We start from the raw sequence: 22,523 nt of genomic DNA on the forward strand, positions 1-22,523 counted from the left end.
GTCAGATCGATTGCATCAGGTTGCGCATCATCTCGTTTTGCGTCGAGATGACTTTGGTGTTCGCCTGATAGTTGCGTTGTGCGGACATCAGGCTGACCAGTTCGTCCGTCACGTTGACGTTCGACCCTTCGAGCGAACCGCTGACGAGTACGCCCGTGGCGCCCTCGCCGGGCCGGCGCAGTTGGGCAACCCCCGAATCGCCGGTTTCGCGCCAGACGGTGCCGTCCACGGGCACCAGACCGCCCACGTTGGCGAATTCGCCGAGGGCGAGTTGATATTGCGTATTGCTCGTGCCGTTGCTGTACTCCGCGACGACCGAGCCATCCTTGTCGATGCGCGCGCGGACGAACTCGCCCGCTTCGCGGCCCCCGACTTCGGTTGCGGTCGCGGAAAACGCACCGCGCTGGGCGTTCATGCCGCTGAAATTCAGGTCAGGAAGCGTGCCGCTGCCCGGCGTCCGGGTCAATAGCATCGTTGTGGGATCCAGATCGCCCAAAGCAACGGCGTTCGGCCCGTCGACTTCGGAAACTCGCACCGTGTCCGGCGCGCCCGCCACCATTTCGAACCTCAGGTTTCTCACGGCAAGTTCGCCGCTGGCGTCACGGTACGTGACCGATATCTCTCCGACCTGACTGGGCGCCGTCGGCAAAGGGTCGGGCAAACGGCCGGAAACGTTGATTGCCGTGCTCGGCAATGCGCCAACGGGGCTTTTGTCGATCTTCACATCCGACACATTCGACTGGCCTTGGGCAAAGCCCTGTACGCTACGCCCGCTTCCGTCGACCAGCTTGCTGTCCTTGTCGATCTGGAAGTCGCCCACCCGCGAATAGACGCGCTGTCCGTTGGTCTCCTTGAGGATGAAGAAGCCGCCGCCCTGAATCGCCTGATGCAGGCGATCGCCGGAACTGCGCAAGCTGCCGTTGGCCTCGACCGAATACCGGGTACCGCTCACTTTGACACCCGCTGGCTGCGTCTCGGCCATCGCCGACGCGAAATGGGTCCGCCCCGACTTGTAACCGTTCGTCTCCGAATTGGAGATGTTCTGCGAAATCGTCTCAAGCGATTTGTTGATGGCGTTGATGCCCGACAGGGCGATATCGAAACTCATGCTGCACTCCCGTTATTGGCCGCACCCGAGGGCGTACCAGCCGACAATTCCTTGATGTTTGCCGCGTCGATGCGACGACCCACGCCCGACACGTCGATTTGTGCACCAGCACGGTCGAGATGCACGCGCTGGATACGCCCCGAGACGAAAACCGGCAGCTTGTTGGTGCCCGCCTGAACGTGGATACCGAGCTGGCCCGCACCCAGGTTGTTTGCGGCGAACCAGGTGTCATCGATACTGAATTCCGTTCGTCCCGTGGCGGCCGGCAACGGCTTGCGAAACGTCTTGCCATCGCGGCTCGTGAGCACGATCTCGGCAGCTTCGCTGCCCGCCGGCAGTTCAACGGTGCCGCGAACGCCTTGTCCGCTCACGCGCGCTATGCTCGACGTCTGCACGCTCACGTCCCGGCCGACATGGCTGCCCAACGCGTAGCCCTGCAAACCGGAAAGCATGTTGGTCTGCGCCAGCATGCGCTGGCCGACCTGTTGCATGGTTTCGGTCTGGCTGAGTTGCGTGAGTTGCGCGACAAACTGCGCCGGATCGGTCGGATTGAGCGGGTCCTGATTGCGGATCTGCGCGACCAGCAACTTCGTGAACATCATCCGGATGTCTTCACCCGAATCGCCCGTCTTGCCCGCATTGCCTGCGGGCGCCGGGGCGGCTGCGGTATTCGCCGGCGCGTTCAACGCGCCGGAGAGGTTCCCAATATGTGGCGTCATCCGCGTTCTCCGAGTCGTAACAATTCCTGCTGCGCCGTGCGCACACGGGCCAGCACTTCCAGATTGGTCTGAAACGCGCGCGACGCATCGAGCATGTCCGTCATTTCCTCGATCGCATTCACGTTCGCGTAGAAGACGTTGCCATCGGCATCGGCGACCGGATTGCCAGGTTCGTAAGCAACACGCGGCAAATCCTCGCTCTCATAAATGTCGATGACTTGCACGTGCTGCGCGCCTTGCGCCTCACCCAGCACCGTGGCGAACACCGGTTTGCGCGCGCGATACGCCGTCTCGGCGTCGCCCGTCACGGCGTTGGCGTTCGCCAGATTGCTCGCTACCGTGTTCAGTCGAATCGTCTGCGCGGCCATCGCCGAGCCGGCGATTCCCGCAATTTCTCTGAAGCTCATCGTCAACGGCCTCCGTCGATGACCTTCTGCAATCCGGCAAGACGCCGGTTCAGAAAGGAAAGGCTGGCCTGCCAGTCAGACAGGTTCTGCGCAAAGAGCGCCTGCTCGGTACCGAGTTCCACGGTGTTCCCGTCGGTGCGCGCCTGCATCGGCACGCGATAGCGCAAAGCGTCGGATGAATCGCCTGCATGGAACGCATCGGCACTGCCGAGCGGCGCCATGCCTGCGTCCAGATGCCGCTGCACCCGCTCGCCGAAATCGAGGTCGCGCGCCTGATAGCCGGGCGTCGCCTCGTTCGCGAGATTGGCCGCAAGCACGCGCGTGCGTTCCTCTCTCGCGCGCAAAGCCGCAGCGTGTACGCCAAGCGCCTGAGAAAAAAATGTCTGCAAAACTCCGCCTCCGTGGGTCACTGATATCGACTGCACTCATTGTCGGCAAAACTATCGAAAAGCGGCTCGAAAGCGCTTGAAATTGACGTGTTTCCCAAGGCGCTTGCCTCGCTTTGGGCAAATGACGCTGGTTGCGTAGGCGGTCGTCTATTGACTTTGATTTTTGCGCTACGCGATGTCGCCCGTCGCTGAGCGCGATACCGGGGATTCAGCGCTGCGGCGAGTAGGTCGCCGAGGCAGGAGACAACACGACATCGAGTGCCTGAAGGCGCATGCCGATGTCTTGCAGGTTGCGCGCGTTACTGGCCTTGCACCGCGCCGCGCATGCCTGAAGGACTTGCCAGCGCGCGGAAAATGTCTCACGCGCGGGCGCGTCCAGCCACTGCAATACCGGGGCCATCGTATTGGCCGATGCCTCGCCGAACGCCTGTTCGAGCCATTGCACCCGGTGCCGTGCGCGGACCTGCAATCGGCTCACCAACTGCGCCGCCCGGTCATGTGCGCGCCCAAGCGCGCCAAGTTGCTCGTCGACGAGCGCGCGATGCAGCACGTCGAGCGTCTCGATCAACTGACGATAGTCGCCGAGATCGGCATCGACGTCCGCCACGATGCGCGCCACGCACTCGCTGCGCATACGCTGTAGCTCGGGACTCAACGCAACATCCCGTGATGCGAGAGAATCCCGTTCGCCACGCGCTCACCGTCGAAAGTCAGCTCACCGCTTGCCAGCATCGCCTTGATTCGGGCGACCTTGCCGGCGTCGATGCGCGGCGCGGACTCGACGGCAGCGCGTGCGCTGGCGAGCCATTCGCTCGCGCCGGCAGGCACCGCACGAGCGGTACCGGCGGCGGCCGGCATCGCGGCCTGCCCCTTGTTCTGCCCTGCCGCCAGGCGCGGGCGCACGGCGTCGATAGGCGTGACATTGGCAATCGAGTCGATCTTGGGCATGAGAGGTGTCCTTGGAAATTACGGTTCACTCGCATCAGGCGACCGGTCGCCGTCGTTTGTTAAACGCGCAGGGAGCGTGGCGATCTCGGCCGCATCTGCCGCAGCGTGCTGACCGGAAAGCACCATCTCGCCAGCGTGCGGCGCGCTGAACATCTGGGCCAGTTGCATCGCCCTCGCCTTCGTGAGCACCACGAACTCGATGCGCCGGTTGGCTGCCGCGACGGGATCGTCTGTCAGTAACGGCGCGTGGTCTGCCATGCCGACGGCCATCAACACGCGATCGAGTTCCAGCCCCCCCGCAACGAGTGCGGTGCGCGCCGCGAGCGCGCGTTCCGAGGACAGATGCCAGTTTGTATACCCGTCGGCCGCCGTCGTGCGATAGCGAACCGCATCGGTATGACCAACGATCATCAGCGAATTCTCGACGCCCGACAGCAGCCCGCCAATGCGGGTCAGGAGTGCGCGTGCGCCGGGCGAAGGAACGGCGCTGCCACGCTCGAACATGCCACGTTCATCGGAGTCCGCCAGCCGCACGCGCAACCCGTCCGGCGTGATGGCCGTGCTCACGTGATCCGACAGCTTGGCGGTTTCGCTGAGTTGCTGCACGGCGGTGGCAAGCCGCGCCATATCGGCCGGCGACTCGAACTGACCGTGGGGGAACTCGCCCGCCGTCTCGCCCGCCGACTGTCGGGCGTCGGACGGTGAGGCGCTCGCGGAGGAAGACGACTTCCACGCCGGTTGCTGAGTACTGGACGCCTGCGAGTCGGCCGGCGACGGTGCTTCGAAGACTCGCCGCTCGAGCATCCACATCACGACGAACAGGCACATGAGGACCAGACACAGATCGGCAAACGCCACCTTCCAGGCACCGCTATGCTCTTCCTGTGCGAAGCGCGATCGACGCGTGCTCATCGCCCATCCTCGACGTTGCGCACCCACCCCTCAAGCGCGTTGAAGCTGGGCAACGTGCCGTATTGCAGCATGCGGCGGCCGGCATCGGCCGAGAGTAGCGGCGTCTTGCCGCTCAGAAAGGCGATAAGCGCCGCATGGACGCATTCGTAGCCGGTCATTTCCACGACGACGGACTGCGACAGGCGGTTCGCCAGCGGGCCGATGACCGCATAGCAAGCGAAAACGCCAAAGAACGTGCCCACCATGGCGACCGCAACCTGGCGCGTAATCGTGGCGGTAGCGGCACCCGCGCCGATGTCGTACATCGCAAGCACCAGTCCCAGCACCGCCGCGATGATGCCGAAACCCGGCATCGATTCTCCCAGTTTGTGAAGCGCTTGTACCGGGTGCATCATGCGGCGCTCGCGGCTCTCGATCTCCATCGCCAGCAGGCTGTCGAGTTCACTGCGCGAGCCCTTGCTCAGTGATGCCACACGCAGGGCATCGACCGTGAAGTCGACCAGTTTCGTATTGGAGAGCACGTGGCAGCTGCGCTGGAAGATCGGGCTGCGCGACGGGTCGTCGAGGTGCACATCGAGCGCGCGAACGCCGTCGCGCGACGAGGTCTGAAGCAGCGAGTAAGTGAGGGTGAGCAATTCCTGCTCGAAGGCATCGCCATGACGCCGGCGCCGCATTGCCGCTACAACCACGGCGCGCAAGTCGCCCAGCACGCGGGCCGTATTGCCGACGAGAAACGCGCCCAGCGCCGTGCCGACAACCAGCACGAGTTCGTTCAGATGGAAGACGGTCTCGAACTGGCCACCATTGAGCCAGAACATGCCGAACACGCTGCCCCCGATCACGGCAGCCCCAAGCATCAATAGTTTCATTTCCCTTGCCTCGTCTAACAATTCGGTAGTGGTGTACGTGCGGCGCGCGCGCCGCCTCGTCCTGCGTCCTGCATGGCGGCGTTCATTTTTGCGAGCGCCCCCTGATGGATCTGGCAAATTCGCGCCCGGGTCAGTCCCAGCACTTCGCCGATCTCTTCAAGATTCATGTCGAACTCGTAGTAAAGCTGCACAATGCGTTGTTCTCGCTCGTCGAGCGCTTCAAGCGCTCGTGTCAGGCTCTGCCGCGTGGCGACCAGATACTCCGGGCTGCGCCGCTCGACGAGTGCATCGTTTGCCTCAAGTCCCCCATCGGCGAGCAACTGATCGAAGCTCGCGATGCTCTCTGCATATCCGGCCATTTCGGCTTCGTCCAGCGTGGCATCGCCCATACCGGCGTGCGCACTCAATTCCTCACGGGTCGGGCCGCGACCGAGGGCACGTGTCAGTTCGCGCTCGGCATCACGGCGCCGATGCGACGCCTGACGCAACGTGCGCGGGCGCCAGTCGAGGCGCCGAAGTTCATCCAGCACCGCGCCACGAATGCGCGTTGCCGCATAAGCGGTGAAACGTTCGTCGGGCGGCCCATAGCGTCGAACGGCATCGAGCGCAGCGATCAGCGCAATCTGCGTCATGTCTTCCTGCGCGATCGCCACGCTTGTCTGCGGCATCAGCGAGCGCACGATGCGCGCGATCACCGGCATCAGACTCAGTACCTGCGCCTGCTCGTCGGCTACCGGTATGGCCTGCCATCCGGGCGTGGCCGGCGCGGGGCGCGTCGACGTCTCCGATCCTTCGGCGACTTTTGCCGGGTGCGCACTGCCGCGCTTTTCGCCCCGCTTGCGCACGACGGGGCCGTACATCGGCGTGTTCATAACCGGAATGCCTCGCGCTGACGCGCCGCTTCACCCAGGGCAAGGCCGGGCCCCACATCGCCGGACCGCTCGTCGCGCGAATGCCGCTCGCGCCCGTTGCCCGACGCGCCGTCGCCTCCGGACGACGGCATGCTCCCGACGCTCACATTGACATCCCCGGCGTGGCGTTGCGACAGCATGTCGCGCAGCAGCGCCGCCGTGCTCTGGACGAGACTCAACGCCTCGGGACGCGCCACCTGCAAACTCACACTGAGTTGCATGGCCGACTTCCGGACCACGATGGCGATGTCTCCCAGTTCATCCGGCGTCAGGCGCAGGCGAGCTTCGTGGACACCGTTCTGCGTCATGGTCTGCACGCGCTCGGACAGCGTGCGGGCCACGGACGTACCGTCCCCCGCCATCCCGTTGGTACTCGGGAATCCGCCCGGCATTACGACGGTGGACGGCTCGCCCACGAAGGTGTTGCCGAATGTCCCTGCGGCAAACGTCGTGCGAAGCGCTTGTGCCGCTGCGTTATCGACGGATGCAGCGCCCGGCGTTGCCGGGTCCGCCGCCAGTGGCAGCGCCGCCAACGGCAGCACCGTCAGTGACGCGGGCAACGGGCTCGCCAATCCAAGGGGCAATGAGACGCCAGGAGGCGTCGCCACCGGGAATGCCACGCGAACAGCAGCGGCCGGCGAGGACGTCATTGCGCCGGCGGCCCCGTCCCTTGGCTCCGCTGGCTCCCCTGGCTCGGCCGGCGCATGGCTTTCGAGCGTGCCGCGCATCCGATGCTCATGTGCGGCGAGCAGCGTCGCGATGTGTGGCAACACCGGGTCGCGCAGAGATTCGATCCCGCGTGAGGGTATGTCCTGCGCCGCACGCACCGAATCCCCCGCGGCGGCCGCCATGACGCCCGGCGTGATGGGAACGTCTCGCGCGGCATCGTTTGCCATAGACAGCTCCCCGAGGTCCGGCGTGATCTCCGGCATGTCCGCCACCACTGGCGCGCCCGCCACCGGGGCCACATCGACGCGCTCCGGCGCACCTGCCTTCAGCGCTTGCTCGGGGGTTTCCGGCACGGCGCCGGCCTCGTAGGCAGGCAGTTCAAGCCCTTGCGCCGTCGAGCGACCGAGTGTCGCGGCGAAGTCGCACAACACGTCTTCCTCGGCGAGAGACGGCACACCCTGCGCCAACCCGATGAGCAACGCACCGTCGGCCACTGGCGCCGACAGATCCGTATGGGCAGGTATCATGAGACGTGAGTATTCAACGATCATCGTGCATCCTCAGGTAGCTGAGCGCGCCGTCGCGCCAATGACCCAGTCCGGCCAGATGTCTGCGAGCCTCCGACGTGGCTCGCTGAGTCAACAGGTATGCCTGGTCGTGCGCGGCACGCGCATCGGCCATGGCCTGCGTCAGCGAGACGTCCCGCGCGCCGGGCGCAGGTGCATGTCGCCACGCCCGCCGAAGCAGAGCGTCGGTGGCTTGCAGCAAGCCCCATTCGCGCGCGGCAGAATGCCGTCGCAGATCTCGTGCCAGCGCCCGGAAGGTCGCCGCATTAACCACGCCGCGTCTCCAGCGCGCGCCAACCTTGTGTCAGTTGCGTGATGACCGCCACGACCTCGTCGAGCTTGGCAACATCGAGTTCCACGCTCGCCTGTGCGACGCCGCGCATACAAAAGTCGTACACGGCGCTCAGCGGCTGCGTGACACCCGGGCCATCGGCAACGTCGATATGCGATGCCAGGCCGTTGATCAGATTCAGGCATTTGGTCACGCTGCGCAGACGCGCGTCATGGCGTGCGTGTTCGATATGCCCACGCGCGCGGGCCAGTTCGTCGAGCAGACCATCCAGAAGGATCAGCATGAGCTGCAAGGGCGTTGCCCCTGCGATGCGTGCATCGAGGTCGGAGGCATGGTATTGCTGGTAAGTCATGATCGGATTGACTCCCTAAAGGATGGTCACACGCGTCATTCGTCGGACTTGCGCGATCCGCGGAAGAGCGCATCGACAAAGCCACGTGTTTCTTTCATCTGTTGCTGAACCTGCTCGGCGCGAGCGAGTTCATCGGTGTAGCGCGCTACGAGCGCCAGAAAACGGGCTTTGAGCTGGTCTTCCTTGGCGGCGAGCCGCTGCGTAATCACTTCGTCGGTATCCGTGCGGTGCTTGAGCACCCCCGTGATCTCGTCGGTCCATTCGCGAATCCGAACGGCAAGGCGCATGCCCGCCGGTTGTTTGTCCAGATCGGTCCCGGTATCGCGCTTCATCACGTCGGCACTCTCGCCAAACCACTTGCTCAGCAACGCCTTGTCGTCGGAATACGCCGCTTCGAAACGCTTCTGATCGAAAGTGACCGAGCCGTCGGCGTTTCGCTTCACGCCGAACAGGGCGGGGTCGAACGTCTTGCCGTCGATCGTCATGGGCCGCTCGAAGTTGCGTTCGAGATCGCGCAGCAAGGCGCGCACGCCGGCGTCCGCATAAAATGCCCCGGCCGGTTTGGTGTCGCCCTTCTCTTCGCTATCGGGCGACATCGACGCCCCCGGCGTGCCGGGGTCCATCAGATCGCGCAATTGCTTGCGCACCGCGTCGTAAGCCTGAACGAGGGCGCGCATGTTCGCGGCCGTGCCCTCCATGTCGGGCGTGATCGACACACGCGTGGTTTCGGCTGCTGCGTTGGCCTTCTTCAGCGAGAGGGTCACACCGGTGAACAGCGTGATCTCATTGGTCGGGTAAGTCTCTTCCGCTCCCTGGTTGCCGATCCGCACGATGGCGCTCTGCCCTTGCGCGAGCACCGCCGCATCCGGCGCCCCGAGCTCCACGCCGGTCGTGGACTGCACGTCGAACGTCGCCTCGGCACCGGACTTCGTCGCGGTCAGCAGCAGGTACGGCGTCTGTTGCCCCGGCACGTGCCGCAAGTCGGCGCGCACGGCGTCCTTGAACTCGGCGTTCGCATTGATTCGTCTGGCAAGCTCGCGCACTCCCTCGGCCGTCGTCAGATCGAGTCCCGATGTGTTCAGCGAGATCACGTCTGCGCGCCCGGCAACCTTCAGGTTGCCATCGGCCAGTGCCGCCACATTCGTGATCTGCACCTGATGCACCGTCGCAAGCTGTTTGACGTGCACGTCGAAATCGAGCTGCTGTGCGCCTTTCTCCAGCTTGACGGAGAACGCGGAATCGTTCGATTGCGTTGCCTTGTGCTGATGCAAGTCGGCGCTGTCGCCGACGCGCCGCAGTTGCTTCTCGAAATTGCCGAGCGCTTCCTTGAGCGTGGCCACGCCTTTCTGACGGGCGTCATTACCCGCCTTGTCCTTGCCCAGACGACCGAACTCCGCCCCCATCTTTCTCTGGGCGATTTCGGCGGCCATATCATCGATACGATTTTTTACTTGCAGCATGGCAAAGCTCCTGGTTCGGTAGGTAGACGAGACGCGAGACGCGCTTTCCCAACCAAAGCGACCGCCGCCCGTGCTTTGTCAATGCGAGCGCCCGAGGCAATTTCCTCATTTCGCTCACGCGCCGCCTCGCCGCGCTGCCAAACCGCGAGGGCCTGAGCCACCTGCGCCTGCCCCTCGCGCCTGAACCGTGCCTGCTTCGCTGCCGCCTCATGGCGGGCGACGAGCGTTGCCACGCCCTCGCGCCGGCGCTGTGCGTCGCGCACGGCCTGCGCCGCGACCGCCTGCCATCGCGCCAACTGCGCCATCGGTGCTTGCTGCGTCTCGATCATCTGCACGAGCGTGCATTTGTAATCGGCGCGATTCTGAAAGCTGTAGGCATTCGCCCGCGTGCCGCCGATGGCCACAGCGCGATACAACCGCGTGAGCTGGTCGACGTTGCGTGTGAGCCGCACGTGCCGCTCGGCGAGTTGCCGGCTGTCGTGTTGCGCCGCCGCGAGCGCGCGGTCTCGTATGGACAGCAACGCACGCAGTGCGCGCGGTGTTTGCGGGGTCATCGGCATAGCGCCTCCAGCCGTTCGCACAGGACGTGCGGCGTATTCGCCTCGCCGTCGCGCTGGCGCAGGAATTCGAGCATGAGCGGATGCCGCGATACGGCACGGTCGGTCTCGGCGTGAGCGCCCGGTACATAAGCACCGAGCGGCATCAACTCCCGAATCTGTTGATAGGCGTGCCACTGTGCTTTGAACGCGCGCGCGGCGTTGGCATGGCGTACACCCACGGCCTGAGTCATGCACCGGCTCACCGACGCGCCGATGTCGATTGCCGGGTAATGTCCGGCGTCGGCCAATTCGCGCGAAAGCACGATATGACCGTCGAGCACGGCGCGAGCGGTGTCGACCACCGGGTCCTGCAAGTCGTCGCCCTCGGCCAGCACCGTGTAGATCGCACTGAGGCTGCCCGTGCCCGCGCCATTGCCCGCACATTCGACCAGCCGGGGCAAGCGTGCGAACACCGACACCGGGTAGCCGCGTGCGGCAGGGGCTTCCCCGAGCGAGAGCGCTACCTCGCGGCACGCCATGGCGTAGCGCGTAAGCGAATCGACGAGCAACAGCACGTCGTGGCCGGCGTCGCGAAAATGGGCGGCAATCGCGTGACACAACTCCGTGGCCTTCATGCGTTGTGCAGGCGGTGCATCGGCCGGCGCAGCCACCACAACGGCCTTGGCGAGCCCGGCTTGTCCGAGCGTCTCGGCGATGAACTCGCCCACTTCTCGCCCGCGCTCGCCGATCATGCCGACCACGACGATCTGGGCGCCGGTATGCCGGGTCATCATGCCCAGCAGAACACTTTTGCCCACACCGCTACCGGCGAACAGTCCTACACGCTGCCCCTTCCCGAGACTCAGCAGGCCGTCAATGGCACGCACGCCCACGGGCAGCGGCGCGTCGATAGCGCGACGCGCCAGCGGCGCGGGCGGCGAACAACGCGTATCGAGCAACGCCTCGCCACGCAACGCCCCTTTGCCGTCGAGCGGCTGCCCGAAGGCATCGATCACGCGGCCGAGCCACGACGATCCGATACGCAGCGCGGGCGTTGCCGTTCCGGGCAACACCCGTGCACCGGGCACAATGTCGGCCACGGACGCATACATCAGCAGTTGTAATGCGCCGTCGGAAAACCCGACCACTTCGGCCTCGGTCCATCGTCCTGCGGCGGTCTCGACACGGCAGGCTTGCCCCAGCGAGAATCGTTGTCCGCACGCCTCAAGCACGGCGCCCGTAGCCCGTGTGACGAACGCCATCGGGGTGGCGAGTGCGATCTCGTCGTTCATCATCGCGTCTCCGACGCCTCGACCGGCGCCGAGGCTTGCACGCATGCCTCCACCCATTCGCTCAGACGCCTACGCGCGATCGTTTGCGCCGCCGCCTCACGGCCTTCGCACCCCGCGTCGTACCAGAGGCCATCGACGTCGACGCGGCAATCGCCGCGAACCAACGACGGATCGGCGGCGATGCGCCATCCCGGGCGGGTGCCATCGGCGTGAGCGGGTGTGCTCCCAACGCGGGTGTAAAGTGCTTGGGCATCTTCGGGACTCACGTGGACAGTGACGGCATCGTCGCTGGCACCAAGCTGCGTGAGCAAGCGCTGCACAATGCCCGCTATGTCCGCTGGCGCGGTCTGCAACTCGCGCTGCACGACGGCGCGCACGGCACGCGACGCGACGTCGCCCAGCACATCGACGGCACCGGCCGCAAGGCGTGCATGCACCTGCTCACGAGCGGCTTGAAGTGCCGCGAGCGGCAGCTTCATCGCCTCGAGTTCGTCGCGCAGCCGCTCGGCATACGATGCCTGCAAGCGCGCCTCGGCCGCCTGCTCGCCATCTGCACGCCCGGCGTCGAAGGCTTCCTGCCAGACCTCCTGACGCGTGTTTGCTGCGCCCTCTGCCATCCCCTGCGCATAGGCGTGAGCGCGCAAGGTTTCCAGATCGGGCTGGACCGGCAACCAACCACGCTGGGCTGCGACATCGGACTTCGTGCCAAACCGATGCGGCTTCATTCGAGTACCTCACCGTCGGCCAGACGCAAAAGCATGTCGGCCTCACGCGCTCGCGTGCGTAGCATTGCCATGATCTCGTTACGTGTGGCTTCGACACGGGCCGCCGATATGGCGCCCAGACGCTGCATCGCCTGCGTGAGGGCATCTTCCTGAAGGCGGGACATGCGCTCACGCACGACTTGCCGCATACGAGCATCCGTCCCCTTGAGCGCAATGGCCCACATGTCGGTCGGCACTTCGGCTACGGCCAGGTCGATCACTTCCGGTGCCTGGGAAGCCAGGATTTCGAAGCCGTACATGCTCGCCTCGACAGACTCCGCGAGCGACGCGTCATGGGCGCGCAATGCGTCCATCAACCGCTTCTGATCGTCGGGCACATGGCCGATGATCTGCGCCGCGAGCCGCGTGCCCGGCACATCGGTGCTCTCGGCAGACAAGCCCGCGAGACAACGGTCGGCGATGACTTCCAGATCGGCCAGCAGTTCGCGGTCGACACGTTTAAGTTGTGCCGTCTCCAACAGCAGCGCTTCCTGCTGCGATTCGGGCAACGCGCGAAGCAATTGACCGCCCAGATCGGCAGGCAGGTAGGCCAGCAACAGCGCCTGCATACGGTGATGTTCGCGCGAGAGCACATCGGCGAGTCGCGCCACGCTCACCCATTGGAGACGCGCAAGCTTGGGACGAATTCGATCGCCGTAGATGCCGTCGAGCACATTGCTGGCGATGCCTTCACCGAGCGCGGCGGCGAGCGAGCGCTCCAGATAGGCACGCGGTGCGGCATTCGCACCGCCGTGCTGCGTGCAGGCGTCGAGAAACTGGTCGACGATGGCATGCACGTCGTGCTTCTTCACGCCGCCGGCACGCGACATGGCGTGCGCCACGCGCAGAAGCTCGTTGGGGGCGAGTTGCGCCATCACGCCGGCGGCAGCCTTCTCGCCCATACAGAGCAACAGGACTGCGGCGCGGTCAACGCCATTGATCTCGGTCAGAGTGGAAGTTTCAGCGGACAGAGGCATGCGAACCGATCCATTGTTTGATGATCTGGGCGACCCGCTCGGGTTCGCCGTCGGCCAGTGTTGTCAGGCGTCCGAGCTTCGTGTCGAACGAAGCGTCCGAGTCTGGCGGCATGTCGTTGGCGAAGGCCGGCAAGGCGGCCTGCTGTGCCGCGTTCTCGGCTTCCCGGCGGCTGCGCTCTCGCGCGTCGTCCTCGGCAACTCGCGCGGCAGCCTTGCGACGGCGCGCACGCCGGGCCAGCGCTGCCCACGTGATCAGCGCGATCAACAGCACCGCAGCGGCCGCAATGGCGGCGTATTGCTTCTGTGTACTGGTGAGCACCAGCCCCTGCGCAGCGGTGTCCGGCGTGTCGAATGCGATGGCGCCATCGGTGGCGACAAACGGCATCGCGCTCACGACCAGCGTGTCGCCACGATCGATCTGAATTCCCGCGCTGGCGCGCAATGTGCGCTCAAGCTCGGCGATGGTCTCGGCAGTCCAGCCGTTGCCACCCGGCGCCGCCTGAGCATCGACCATGACGGCCACGTGCATTTGGCGCACACGCGGGCGATGACGCTTGGTCTGCGTGATCGAACGGTCATAAGCGAACTGACGCGTGGACGAGGTGGTGCGCATTGCGCCACCCTCGGCACCGAGCAGCGGCGCCGCGTCGACCGGACGATTGGCCATGGCCCCCGGCACGCCGCCGACGACCGCGTCGTCGTCGCGCGCTTCGCGCACGGCTTCCTGCATCACGCGGGGATCGGCACCGAGCGCCTCGGTGGTGTTAGACACCACATTCTCGTCAAGATCGATACTCACGCTCGCGCGGTAGCGATTGGGGCCGAGAATGCCATCGAGCAGGCCCCGGACGTTACGAAGTGCGTCGTCGCGCGAACGTGTGCGCGCTTCCGCGTTGCCGTTTGTTGCGTCGTCAAGATCGAGATTCGCGGTGAGTGGCGTGCCTTGCTGATCGACCACGGAAACGTTCTCCGCAGCCAACCCGTTCACACTGCCGGCCACAAGCTTGACGATCGCACTCACCTGCTGGGGCGCGAGCTTTTGGCCGGGGCGCACCGAGATCAGCACCGATGCGCTGGCCGACGCCTTGGTATGCGTGACGAACGATGTCTGCGGCGCAAGCGCGATGTGCACGCGAGCAGCGTCTACCGCGTCGATCGACATGATGGTGCGCGCAAGCTCCCCTTCCAGTCCGCGACGAAAACGCACGTCCTGCACGAACTGACGTACACCCAGGCGCTCGTCCCGATCGACCAGTTCCAGTCCCGGCGGCAATTCCGGCGTTACGCCCTTGGCGGCCAGCGCGAGACGCGCACGTCCGAGCCGGTCGTGCGGCACGAGGATCGCACCGGTGTCCGGATGCATGCGAAACGGGATGTGCTCGGCTTCGAGCACGCCCGTGGCCTGCGCGATTGGAATACGCTGGTTCTGCCCGAAAAGGGGCGCGTAGCCCGTATCGTGCGAGTACCAGGCGAGCGTGGCTGCGGTAATCGCACCGGCAGCGACGACGAGTGGCAATGCGCTGCGCAATTGCCCGGCAAAGCCCGATGGCTGAGCGCGCCACTTCACCCATCGCTCACGCGATCGAATGCCAGCGCTGCCTAACGTACGAAAGGCACGAAAGATATTGTCGATTCCCATATGTCGATTCACTTGCCTCGTTGATGAGCGCCCGGATCGAAATCCGATATCGGTGGCCCGTCGAAGGCATGACGCATGAGACTCACGCGTCGGGTGTCAATTTGAAGGAGCACATGGTGACAACGAATCGGCTAATTAACGAAAATCTGCGTAGTCTTTGGGCATCGTCTGTACCCTCACCGGAAATTTGATACGTTTTCCCATTAACGCCAGAATCGATACCCCCCGTCGATCGGCTTCCGATAGACCAACGGTGTGCAGCGCACAGACCGATATGGGCCGGAGACAATAAAAAAAGCCCTCACGCGTTTCCTGCGTGAGGGCTTTGCTGTCAAGGGAATGCGGCACGAGGCCGCTTCGGCGAATGTCAGGCGGCGATCTTCTCGGGCGTCGCCGCCTCGTCTTCCACCGAACTGAGCATCAGGTGCTCGAAGGCGCCCAGCGAGGCCTTCGCCCCTTCGCCAACGGCGATCACGATCTGCTTGAACGGCACGGTCGTGACATCGCCCGCCGCGAACACGCCCGGCACCGACGTCTGGCCCTTGGCATCGACTTCAATCTCGCCGTGACGCGAGAGCGCCACCGTGCCTTTGAGCCATTCGGTGTTGGGCACCAGCCCGATCTGCACGAACACCCCTTCGAGAGCAATCGTGGCCGCCTGGCCGGAGACGCGGTCACGGTACGCAAGGCCGTTCACCTTCTGGCCGTCGCCGTGAATTTCGGTCGTTTGCGCGTTCATCAGCACCCGCACGTTCGGCAAGCTGCGCAGTTTGCGCTGCAGCACTTCGTCCGCACGCAGTTGCGCGCCGTATTCGATCAGCGTGACTTCCTTGACGATGCCGGCCAGATCGATGGCGGCTTCCACGCCCGAGTTACCGCCACCAACGACCGCGACGCGCTTGCCCTTGAAGAGCGGGCCGTCGCAGTGCGGGCAGTACGCCACGCCGCGGTTACGGTAGTCGCGCTCGCCCGGCACACCGATTTCGCGCCAGCGGGCACCGGTGGCAAGCACCACGGCACGGGCCTTGAGCACGGCGCCGCTGGCCAGACGCACCTCGTGAATCTTGCCCGGCATCAGGGCATCGGCGCGTTGTGTGTCGATCACGTCCACGTCATACGTCTTGACGTGCTGTTCCAGCGCCGTGGCGAACTTCGGCCCCTCGGTGTGCGTCACCGAGACGAAGTTTTCGATAGCCATCGTGTCGAGCACCTGACCGCCGAAACGCTCGGCGACCACGCCCGTCGCAATGCCCTTGCGCGCCGCGTAGATGGCAGCGGCGGCGCCTGCCGGGCCGCCGCCCACGATCAGCATGTCGTAGACCGGCTTGGTCTCGAGGGCCTTCGCGGCACGTGCGCTCGCACCGGTGTCGAGCTTTGCGAGCAGTTCCTTCACGCTGGTACGGCCTTGCGTGAAAGATTCGCCGTTGAGGAATACGGTGGGCACAGCCATCACCTGACGCGCTTCGACTTCCCCTTGAAACAGCGCGCCGTCGATGGTGACCTGCTGAATACGCGGGTTGATGAGCGCCATGACGTTCAAGGCCTGCACGACTTCCGGGCAGTTCTGGCACGACAAGGAGATATAGGTCTCGAAACGGAAATCGCCGTCGAGTGCACGGATCTGCGCGACGGTGTCGTCGTCAAGCTTGACCGGATGACCGCCCACTTGCAGCAGCGCAAGCACCAGCGACGTGAACTCGTGGCCCATGGGCAGCCCGGCGAAACGAATGCGCGGTGCTTCACCCGGCGTACCGATGGCAAACGACGGACGGCGCTCGCCGGCATCCCGATCGACGTCGTGATGCGTCACGACGGCGATCTGCGGCGAGAGCGGCGCGATCTCGTCCACCAGCGCCTTCATCTCGGCCGCCTTGAGGCTATCGTCGAGCCACACGGCGATCTCGATGGGGCGCGTGACTTTCTGGAGGTACGTTTGCAACTGGGCTTTGAGGTTCGCGTCCAACATGGCGTTTATCCGTCTCGATGGGATGAAAGGGCGAGCAGAGGCCACCGCGTCGGCCTCAGGCGGGCGCAGGTAAGCGTCGGCAATTCGGAATTAGGTGCCGGCGCGGCAGGTTCAGGGGGGCCGCCGCGCCGGCGGGGACGCCGCTCTGTGACCTGAGCGGCGCTTGCTACGGTGATCGCTTGTGGCGCTTAGATCTTGCCGATCAGGTCCAGCGACGGGCTCAGCGTTTCGGCGCCCGGCGTCCACTTGGCGGGGCAGACTTCACCCGGGTGGGCGGCGATGTACTGCGCTGCCTGCACCTTGCGCAGCAGTTCCTTCGCGTCGCGGCCGATGCCGTTGTCATGGATTTCGCACAGCTTGATCTCGCCTTCCGGGTTGATCACGAACGTGCCGCGCAGCGCCAGACCTTCCTCTTCGATCAGCACATCGAAGTTGCGCGAGATCGCGAGCGTCGGGTCGGCAACCATCGGGTACTGAATCTTCCGGATCGTGTCCGACGTGTCGTGCCACGCCTTGTGCGTGAAATGGGTATCGGTTGAGACGCTGTAGATTTCGACGCCCAGCTTCTTGAATTCTTCGTAGTGGTCGGCCAGATCACCCAGTTCGGTCGGACACACGAAGGTGAAGTCGGCCGGGTAGAACACCACCACCGACCACTTGCCCTTCAGGGTCTCGTCGGTCACGGTGATGAAATCGCCGTTTTGGTAGGCGTTGGCTTTGAACGGCTTGATCTGGGTGTTGATGATCGGCATGTCGTTGTCTCTCTGACGGGGTGGAAAGTGTTGACAGTGTGCCGATTGCTATTGAGAAGTGGAAATTGATTGTTAGAATCTACTCAATTGAGACAGGCTATCGCTCGCGATAGCCTGTCTCCTATGATGCTGTCCACGCGCAGACGGCCGGGCCCGCGAAAGGTCCGTCAGTCCTTGGGGTAGCGCACAGCACGCACCTTGCCGCTGGCACCGCCACCGCAATAGAACAGGCCGTGGCCGTCGTATTCCAGACCGCTCACGCCAACGCCGTCGGGCATCTGCACGCGCTTGAGCACCTCGCCGCCGGCCGGATCGACCTGACGCAACTCGCTCTCATCGTTCTCCCACGTGCCGTGCCACAGTTCGTCACGAACCCACGTGACGCCTGTCACGAACCGGTCGGACTCGATACTCCGCAGCACCTGCCCGGTGGCCGGGTCGACTTGCAGGATGCGGCGGTCCCGGTACTGCCCGACCCAAAGGCTGCCCTCGGCCCACGTCAGCCCCGAATTGCTGCCGCTGTCCGGTGCCGGAATCGAATGCACGACGCGACCGGTGGACGGTTCGATCTTGTTGATGCGGTCTTCGCCGATCTGGTAAAGGTGAGTGCCGTCGAAAGCGGTACCGGCATCGCTCGGGGCGTCGATGATGTGGCGAACCTCGCCGCTCGCCGGATCGAAAGCCAATACCTTTTCTCCGGTGGCGGCCCAGACCTGCCGTCCATCGAAGGTCACACCGTGGATGCGCCCGGCATCGGAGAAAGGGCCATATTCGCAGGTGATATCGGCCGCGCTCACAGCGGTGGTGCGAAGGTTTCGTTGCGGTTTGCTCGTCATGTCAGTCTCCTGTCGTTACGCCACGGCTGGCGTGCAAGACCACTCTAGCCAAACGACCATCCGGCAGGGAGTAACAAAATCGTCGTGAATTCGGTGAGCGGCGGCGCCATCCAGCGCTGCGCTCTGGCGCGGCCGATGGCGCGTACCCGGCCTTGCGATTCGAGTTCGCCCAAGGCACGTTGCACGGTGCGTTGGCTGGCACCGAGCGCTAACGCCAACGCGGAGGTCGACCACGCCGCACCATCTGCCAGCAACGCGATCAACGATGCACGTTCACCGTCGATGGGCGGCAACAGCACGGTGATCGCGGTAGCGGTGGCGGTTCGCAAGGCGAAGCCGCGCGGTGTCGCGTCGATCTCCGCAATGCCCTTGAGCAGCGCGCGCAGACGCCCGATTTCGACACGCAGACGTACGCGGTGCGTCTCGTCCGGGTGACGCAGCCGAAAGGCTTCAGCAATCAGCGTTTCCCTGTCGACATCGCCGGGCCAGGCGCGCGCCAATGGCAACGCCAGTGTGAAAAGCACGGGCCGTTTTGCCAGTGGTCGCCACGTGTTGCGGATGCTCACGCCACGACGACAGGCATCGATCACCAATGCGTTCGAGTGAAGCAGCGTCACCACCTCGTCGAGGCGCAGCATGCGCTCGCCGTGCGCTTGCCATTGCCGCGCGGCCGGACGCCCCAGCGCATCGTTCAGGCGCTCGATTTCGGCGCGCAGCGCTGGGACACCGGCGGCAACCGCGGCGTCCTGTGCGCGCGCGAGCGCGTTGCGGGCGTCGCCGATCCGCAGCGTACGCAGCGCCAATTCCGCGACGATCAAGGCATGAACGGCAACGTGACGCGCCGGTACGTTGGGCAGCGGGGCGTCGTGCAGTGCCTGCGCGGCGGCATCGAGTTTGCCGACGAGCAACAGGCGGCGAGCGATGAGCAGCCGCGCGAGCATGGCGTTGGGGAAGTCGTCATGCGCCGCGAGAAGGGACGCAGCGTCTTGCAACGAGCGAGTGGTCCCACTCAGATCACGCATGGCGAGCGCGACTTCGGCGTCGGCGACGACGCATCGGGCGCGGGCCAGTGCCTCGTGGGTTCCGAAGCCGCGCGCGGCGCGTTTGAGCAACTCGCGGGCTCGCGCGTAATCGCCAAGCTGCGCCATCGCGATACCGCGCAGCGCAAGCGCCGGCGGATCGTCGCGAAGCGCGACACGGTGCAGCGCACCCAGCGGGTCGCCCGCAGCCAACGCGCGGGCGGAAGCGGCGATGAGGGAGTCCATCGCGCGATATTACCGCGTGGGGCACGCATAGCCCCGGCCCGACATGCGACCCGGAGCGCCATGACCGCCGGTCTGCGTCATGTCTTCCAAGCGGGAGTGCCGCGCCCTGCAACGGGGGCGGCGTCAAGCGGATTCAGTGCGCCTGCGACGTCGACGCGCCGCGACAATCGCCCCCTGGACAAGACGATGGTGCACCACGCGCATGCGCGACCGGCCCGGACGACGTGCCATGACGTCCGAATCCGATCTGCTCAAAGACACCGCCACCCAGCTCGAAACCGGTGGCGTAGTGATAGGCGGCAACTGTGGAGCCGAGTGCCACCGACAGCAACAACAACGTTCCCGTACGCCAGCGGCGTCGGACCGTGGAAGCCATGTCTCCTCCCTGTCAGAGGTCGGCCCGCCCGAACGACGCTCGTCACCAACACATGGCAACGACACGCCGCCATCTCGGCGGGGATCGAGTTCCCGTCAACTACTGAGTCTCGTTTTTTCGCGATTCTGCACGTTACGGGCCCCGTTTGTCATCCCGGCTATCCCTAAGGCCGCCTAATATATCGCATTGTGATATATTTTTCGGCTTTCGGACCTTCCGGCGTCCCGCGCCCTCCCGCCCATGTCTGCACCTGCCTCGCCCGGTTCGCCGATCACCGCCGACGCGCTGACCAAGAGCGATTTCGAAGCACTTTCGGAATTCCGCTATCGCCTGCGGCGCTTCCTCAATTTCAGCGAGACAGCGGCGCGCGAAGGCGGCATCACGCCGCAGCAGTATCTATTGCTGCTGCACGTGAAAGGTATACCGGGGCGCGACTGGGCGTCCATCAGTGAATTGGCCGAGCGATTGCAAGCCGTGCATCACAGCGTGGTGGCACTTGTCGCCCGTTGCGAGAAGGCCGGGCTCGTCACCCGTCGTCAGAACGAAAGCGACCGGCGCGTGGTGGAAGTGCACCTGTCGGCGGCAGGCGACGCGTGTCTCGCCAACCTCGCCGCCCAGCATCGCAACGAGTTGAGCACCTTCGCAGACATCTTCCACATTCGTGGCGTTCATCTGTAATCACGGCACCGTCATGGATTCCGCACCCCACACCGTTTCACCTCACTCGACCATGGCCGCACCCCCGCATGCCCGCGACTTTGCGCGGGCGCCGGGGTTGCCGCGACTGCTTGCGCTGGCCACCGTCATCGGTTTTTGCGGTGTGCCCGCCGCGTGGCTGCTGCTGCACCTGATTCAAGGCTTCACCAACCTTTTCTTCTACCAGACACTGTCGTTCGCCCCTCGCTCACCCGCCAATCACACGCTGGGGGCCGTGGCTATCGTGCTGCCCGTCATTGGGGGCCTCATCGTCGGTGTGATGGCGCGATTCGGCAGCGACAAGATTCGCGGCCACGGCATTCCAGAGGCCATCGAGGCGATTCTGTTCGGCAAGAGCAAGATGTCGCCGCGTGTGGCCATCCTCAAACCGCTGTCGTCGGGCATCGTGATCGGCAGTGGCGGCCCGTTCGGCGCCGAAGGTCCGATCATCATGACGGGCGGCGCCATCGGTTCGCTCGTCGCCCAGTACTTCCATCTGAGCGCCGCCGAGCGCAAGACGCTGCTTGTCGCGGGTGCCGCCGCCGGCATGACGGCCGTGTTCGGCACACCGGTGGCTGCCGTCCTGCTTGCCGTGGAACTGCTGTTGTTCGAATGGCGTCCGCGCAGTCTGCTGCCGGTGATCGTCGCCTGTGCCGTCGCCGGCTTCGCCCGGCCGCTGATGCTCGAAGCCGGCCCCCTCTTCCCCATGGCAACCCCCGACGTCGCCCCTGTCGCGCTGTTCTCGTGTCTGCTCGCGGGGGGGGGTGCAGGCATCCTGTCTGCGGGCATGTCGCGCGCCCTGTATGCCATCGAAGACGGCTTTCACAAGCTGCCTGTGCACTGGATGTGGTGGCCAGCCATCGGTGGCCTGGCGGTCGGCATCGGCGGCGACTTCCAGCCGCGCGCGCTGGGCGTCGGTTACGACGTCATCGCAGACCTGCTCGCCGGACACTTCACCCTGCATGCCGCGCTGGCGCTGCTGCTCGTCAAGGCGATCATCTGGGCGATTGCGCTGGGCTCGTGCACCTCGGGCGGGGTGCTCGCCCCGCTGCTCATGATCGGCGCAGGGCTCGGCACGCTGCTCGCGCCGGTGCTGCCCGGCGGCGATGTCTCGCTGTGGGCGCTCGTGTGCATGGCCGCCACCCTCGCGGGCGTGCTGGGTGCACCGCTGACCGCCATCGTCTTCGCACTCGGCCTCACGCACGACGTGAATGCGTTGCTGCCGCTGCTGCTCACTTGCGGCGTATCGTATGGCGTAACGATCTGGATCATGCCGCGCTCGATCATGACGGAGAAGATCGCGCGACGCGGGCGTCACATCCATCGCGAATACGGCGTCGACCCGCTGGAACGCCTGCATGTGGGCGAGTTGATGACACGCGAGCCGGTAGCGCTGGGCGACATCATGTCGATCGAGGATGCGACGAAGGAAGCCTTCGGTGCGAGTCAGCGCCATCGCGCCTACCCCGTGGTCGATGCGTCGCACGCCTTGCTGGGCATGGTCGACAGGCAGGCGCTCAGGCGCGCTCAGGCACAAGGGCTGACAACGCTGGGCGAGTTGTACGGTGTCAATCCGCCGCTCGTTGCGCTGCCTTCGGAGACAGGGCGGATCGTGTCGGCACGCTTCGCCGCGCACCATCTGGAGCGCCTGCCTGTGGTGAGCGATGCCACCTCGCGCAAGCTCGTTGGCATCATCAGCCGCAGCGATCTGGTCAAACCGGCCGAACACTGGCGCGCCGAAGAGGAGGTGCGCGAGCGCATGCTTCATCTCGGATGCCGACGTAATTGATCTCCGGTGCGGCGACGTGCCGTCGCCCCC

The 22,523-nt window shown here is 65.1% G+C and carries 25 protein-coding genes; 2 read left to right on the forward strand and 23 right to left on the reverse strand.

Features of this window, described 5'->3' with window-relative positions; all coding sequences use genetic code 11:
* Position 1: 1 nt before the first annotated feature.
* From C266_RS04370 to C266_RS04480, 23 genes are all read right to left on the reverse strand, one after another.
* Positions 2-1,108: a flagellar hook protein FlgE gene (locus C266_RS04370; protein ID WP_010804488.1), complete on the reverse strand. Its 1,107-nt coding sequence runs from the start codon at positions 1,106-1,108 to the stop codon at positions 2-4.
* Positions 1,105-1,827 carry a flagellar hook assembly protein FlgD gene (locus C266_RS04375; protein ID WP_010804489.1) on the reverse strand — a complete coding sequence of 241 codons (723 nt, stop codon included), beginning with the start codon at positions 1,825-1,827 and terminating at the stop codon, positions 1,105-1,107. The genes C266_RS04370 and C266_RS04375 overlap by 4 nt, the downstream gene beginning before the upstream one ends.
* The gene (gene flgC, locus C266_RS04380) at positions 1,824-2,234 is read right to left on the reverse strand and encodes a flagellar basal body rod protein FlgC (RefSeq protein ID WP_010804490.1); all 411 of its coding nucleotides are present in this window, start codon (positions 2,232-2,234) and stop codon (positions 1,824-1,826) included. Before flgC ends, C266_RS04375 begins: the two co-directional genes overlap by 4 nt.
* 2 nt (positions 2,235-2,236) lie before the next feature.
* Entirely contained in the window at positions 2,237-2,623 is a 387-nt protein-coding gene (flgB, locus tag C266_RS04385) for a flagellar basal body rod protein FlgB (RefSeq protein WP_036661421.1), read from the reverse strand.
* A 208-nt stretch (positions 2,624-2,831) separates the two neighbouring features.
* Positions 2,832-3,278: a flagellar export chaperone FlgN gene (gene flgN, locus C266_RS04390; RefSeq protein ID WP_144265702.1), complete on the reverse strand. Its 447-nt coding sequence runs from the start codon at positions 3,276-3,278 to the stop codon at positions 2,832-2,834.
* Entirely contained in the window at positions 3,275-3,571 is a 297-nt protein-coding gene (flgM, locus tag C266_RS04395; RefSeq protein ID WP_010804493.1) for a flagellar biosynthesis anti-sigma factor FlgM, read from the reverse strand. Before flgM ends, flgN begins: the two co-directional genes overlap by 4 nt.
* 18 nt (positions 3,572-3,589) lie before the next feature.
* Positions 3,590-4,483: a flagellar motor protein MotB gene (locus C266_RS04400; RefSeq protein ID WP_010804494.1), complete on the reverse strand. Its 894-nt coding sequence runs from the start codon at positions 4,481-4,483 to the stop codon at positions 3,590-3,592.
* A complete protein-coding gene (locus tag C266_RS04405) occupies positions 4,480-5,352 on the reverse strand; it encodes a motility-associated protein (protein ID WP_081636149.1) in 873 nt (290 codons plus the stop codon). Before C266_RS04405 ends, C266_RS04400 begins: the two co-directional genes overlap by 4 nt.
* A 14-nt stretch (positions 5,353-5,366) precedes the next feature.
* Positions 5,367-6,224: a FliA/WhiG family RNA polymerase sigma factor gene (locus C266_RS04410; protein ID WP_010804496.1), complete on the reverse strand. Its 858-nt coding sequence runs from the start codon at positions 6,222-6,224 to the stop codon at positions 5,367-5,369.
* On the reverse strand, positions 6,221-7,483 hold the full coding sequence (locus C266_RS04415) for a flagellar hook-length control protein FliK (RefSeq protein ID WP_010804497.1): 1,263 nt from the start codon (positions 7,481-7,483) through the stop codon (positions 6,221-6,223). Before C266_RS04415 ends, C266_RS04410 begins: the two co-directional genes overlap by 4 nt.
* Positions 7,473-7,772, reverse strand: a complete 300-nt coding sequence (locus C266_RS04420) for a hypothetical protein (RefSeq protein WP_010804498.1) — start codon at positions 7,770-7,772, stop codon at positions 7,473-7,475. Before C266_RS04420 ends, C266_RS04415 begins: the two co-directional genes overlap by 11 nt.
* Entirely contained in the window at positions 7,765-8,142 is a 378-nt protein-coding gene (fliS, locus tag C266_RS04425) for a flagellar export chaperone FliS (RefSeq protein ID WP_010804499.1), read from the reverse strand. The genes C266_RS04420 and fliS overlap by 8 nt, the downstream gene beginning before the upstream one ends.
* 35 nt (positions 8,143-8,177) lie before the next feature.
* Positions 8,178-9,602: a flagellar filament capping protein FliD gene (gene fliD, locus C266_RS04430; RefSeq protein WP_010804500.1), complete on the reverse strand. Its 1,425-nt coding sequence runs from the start codon at positions 9,600-9,602 to the stop codon at positions 8,178-8,180.
* Positions 9,590-10,162 carry a hypothetical protein gene (locus tag C266_RS04435; RefSeq protein WP_010804501.1) on the reverse strand — a complete coding sequence of 191 codons (573 nt, stop codon included), beginning with the start codon at positions 10,160-10,162 and terminating at the stop codon, positions 9,590-9,592. The genes fliD and C266_RS04435 overlap by 13 nt, the downstream gene beginning before the upstream one ends.
* Positions 10,153-11,436 (reverse strand): FliI/YscN family ATPase, encoded by a 1,284-nt coding sequence (locus C266_RS04440; protein WP_036661424.1) that lies wholly within the window; start codon positions 11,434-11,436, stop codon positions 10,153-10,155. Before C266_RS04440 ends, C266_RS04435 begins: the two co-directional genes overlap by 10 nt.
* Positions 11,433-12,158, reverse strand: coding sequence for a FliH/SctL family protein (locus tag C266_RS04445; RefSeq protein ID WP_010804503.1), 726 nt, complete (start codon positions 12,156-12,158; stop codon positions 11,433-11,435). The genes C266_RS04440 and C266_RS04445 overlap by 4 nt, the downstream gene beginning before the upstream one ends.
* Entirely contained in the window at positions 12,155-13,174 is a 1,020-nt protein-coding gene (locus C266_RS04450; RefSeq protein ID WP_010804504.1) for a FliG C-terminal domain-containing protein, read from the reverse strand. The genes C266_RS04445 and C266_RS04450 overlap by 4 nt, the downstream gene beginning before the upstream one ends.
* Positions 13,158-14,813: a flagellar basal-body MS-ring/collar protein FliF gene (fliF, locus tag C266_RS04455; RefSeq protein ID WP_010804505.1), complete on the reverse strand. Its 1,656-nt coding sequence runs from the start codon at positions 14,811-14,813 to the stop codon at positions 13,158-13,160. Before fliF ends, C266_RS04450 begins: the two co-directional genes overlap by 17 nt.
* A 367-nt stretch (positions 14,814-15,180) precedes the next feature.
* Positions 15,181-16,779 carry an alkyl hydroperoxide reductase subunit F gene (ahpF, locus tag C266_RS04460; protein WP_010804506.1) on the reverse strand — a complete coding sequence of 533 codons (1,599 nt, stop codon included), beginning with the start codon at positions 16,777-16,779 and terminating at the stop codon, positions 15,181-15,183.
* Between the two features lie 188 nt (positions 16,780-16,967).
* The gene (gene ahpC, locus C266_RS04465) at positions 16,968-17,531 is read right to left on the reverse strand and encodes an alkyl hydroperoxide reductase subunit C (protein WP_010804507.1); all 564 of its coding nucleotides are present in this window, start codon (positions 17,529-17,531) and stop codon (positions 16,968-16,970) included.
* 167 nt (positions 17,532-17,698) lie between these two features.
* Positions 17,699-18,367, reverse strand: a complete 669-nt coding sequence (locus C266_RS04470) for a PQQ-binding-like beta-propeller repeat protein (RefSeq protein ID WP_010804508.1) — start codon at positions 18,365-18,367, stop codon at positions 17,699-17,701.
* A 44-nt stretch (positions 18,368-18,411) separates the two neighbouring features.
* Positions 18,412-19,632 carry a hypothetical protein gene (locus C266_RS04475; RefSeq protein ID WP_010804509.1) on the reverse strand — a complete coding sequence of 407 codons (1,221 nt, stop codon included), beginning with the start codon at positions 19,630-19,632 and terminating at the stop codon, positions 18,412-18,414.
* A 133-nt stretch (positions 19,633-19,765) separates the two neighbouring features.
* On the reverse strand, positions 19,766-20,008 hold the full coding sequence (locus tag C266_RS04480) for a hypothetical protein (RefSeq protein WP_010804510.1): 243 nt from the start codon (positions 20,006-20,008) through the stop codon (positions 19,766-19,768).
* Positions 20,009-20,248: 240 nt separating this feature from the next.
* On the opposite strand from C266_RS04480, the gene C266_RS04485 reads away from it, so the two are divergent.
* Positions 20,249-20,686, forward strand: coding sequence for a MarR family winged helix-turn-helix transcriptional regulator (locus C266_RS04485; protein WP_010804511.1), 438 nt, complete (start codon positions 20,249-20,251; stop codon positions 20,684-20,686).
* A gap of 52 nt (positions 20,687-20,738) precedes the next feature.
* Complete coding sequence (locus C266_RS04490; RefSeq protein WP_010804512.1) at positions 20,739-22,493, forward strand: chloride channel protein; 1,755 nt, start codon at positions 20,739-20,741, stop codon at positions 22,491-22,493.
* Positions 22,494-22,523: the final 30 nt, after the last annotated feature.

Origin of the sequence: Pandoraea sp. SD6-2 (genome assembly GCF_000389825.1) — a bacterium.
Classification (GTDB): domain Bacteria; phylum Pseudomonadota; class Gammaproteobacteria; order Burkholderiales; family Burkholderiaceae; genus Pandoraea; species Pandoraea communis.

Excerpts from the sequence above, each read along its gene's own strand:
- C266_RS04370 (WP_010804488.1), bottom strand. The coding sequence starts at position 1,108 with ATGAGTTTCGATATCGCCCTGTCGGGCATCAACGCCATCAACAAATCG.
- C266_RS04375 (WP_010804489.1), bottom strand. The coding sequence starts at position 1,827 with ATGACGCCACATATTGGGAACCTCTCCGGCGCGTTGAACGCGCCGGCG.
- flgC (WP_010804490.1), bottom strand. The coding sequence starts at position 2,234 with ATGAGCTTCAGAGAAATTGCGGGAATCGCCGGCTCGGCGATGGCCGCG.
- flgM (WP_010804493.1), bottom strand. The coding sequence starts at position 3,571 with ATGCCCAAGATCGACTCGATTGCCAATGTCACGCCTATCGACGCCGTG.
- C266_RS04400 (WP_010804494.1), bottom strand. The coding sequence starts at position 4,483 with ATGAGCACGCGTCGATCGCGCTTCGCACAGGAAGAGCATAGCGGTGCC.
- C266_RS04405 (WP_081636149.1), bottom strand. The coding sequence starts at position 5,352 with ATGAAACTATTGATGCTTGGGGCTGCCGTGATCGGGGGCAGCGTGTTC.
- C266_RS04410 (WP_010804496.1), bottom strand. The coding sequence starts at position 6,224 with ATGAACACGCCGATGTACGGCCCCGTCGTGCGCAAGCGGGGCGAAAAG.
- C266_RS04415 (WP_010804497.1), bottom strand. The coding sequence starts at position 7,483 with ATGATCGTTGAATACTCACGTCTCATGATACCTGCCCATACGGATCTG.
- fliS (WP_010804499.1), bottom strand. The coding sequence starts at position 8,142 with ATGACTTACCAGCAATACCATGCCTCCGACCTCGATGCACGCATCGCA.
- fliD (WP_010804500.1), bottom strand. The coding sequence starts at position 9,602 with ATGCTGCAAGTAAAAAATCGTATCGATGATATGGCCGCCGAAATCGCC.
- C266_RS04435 (WP_010804501.1), bottom strand. The coding sequence starts at position 10,162 with ATGCCGATGACCCCGCAAACACCGCGCGCACTGCGTGCGTTGCTGTCC.
- C266_RS04440 (WP_036661424.1), bottom strand. The coding sequence starts at position 11,436 with ATGATGAACGACGAGATCGCACTCGCCACCCCGATGGCGTTCGTCACA.
- C266_RS04445 (WP_010804503.1), bottom strand. The coding sequence starts at position 12,158 with ATGAAGCCGCATCGGTTTGGCACGAAGTCCGATGTCGCAGCCCAGCGT.
- C266_RS04450 (WP_010804504.1), bottom strand. The coding sequence starts at position 13,174 with ATGCCTCTGTCCGCTGAAACTTCCACTCTGACCGAGATCAATGGCGTT.
- fliF (WP_010804505.1), bottom strand. The coding sequence starts at position 14,813 with ATGGGAATCGACAATATCTTTCGTGCCTTTCGTACGTTAGGCAGCGCT.
- ahpF (WP_010804506.1), bottom strand. The coding sequence starts at position 16,779 with ATGTTGGACGCGAACCTCAAAGCCCAGTTGCAAACGTACCTCCAGAAA.
- ahpC (WP_010804507.1), bottom strand. The coding sequence starts at position 17,531 with ATGCCGATCATCAACACCCAGATCAAGCCGTTCAAAGCCAACGCCTAC.
- C266_RS04470 (WP_010804508.1), bottom strand. The coding sequence starts at position 18,367 with ATGACGAGCAAACCGCAACGAAACCTTCGCACCACCGCTGTGAGCGCG.
- C266_RS04475 (WP_010804509.1), bottom strand. The coding sequence starts at position 19,632 with ATGGACTCCCTCATCGCCGCTTCCGCCCGCGCGTTGGCTGCGGGCGAC.
- C266_RS04480 (WP_010804510.1), bottom strand. The coding sequence starts at position 20,008 with ATGGCTTCCACGGTCCGACGCCGCTGGCGTACGGGAACGTTGTTGTTG.
- C266_RS04485 (WP_010804511.1), top strand. The coding sequence starts at position 20,249 with ATGTCTGCACCTGCCTCGCCCGGTTCGCCGATCACCGCCGACGCGCTG.
- C266_RS04490 (WP_010804512.1), top strand. The coding sequence starts at position 20,739 with ATGGCCGCACCCCCGCATGCCCGCGACTTTGCGCGGGCGCCGGGGTTG.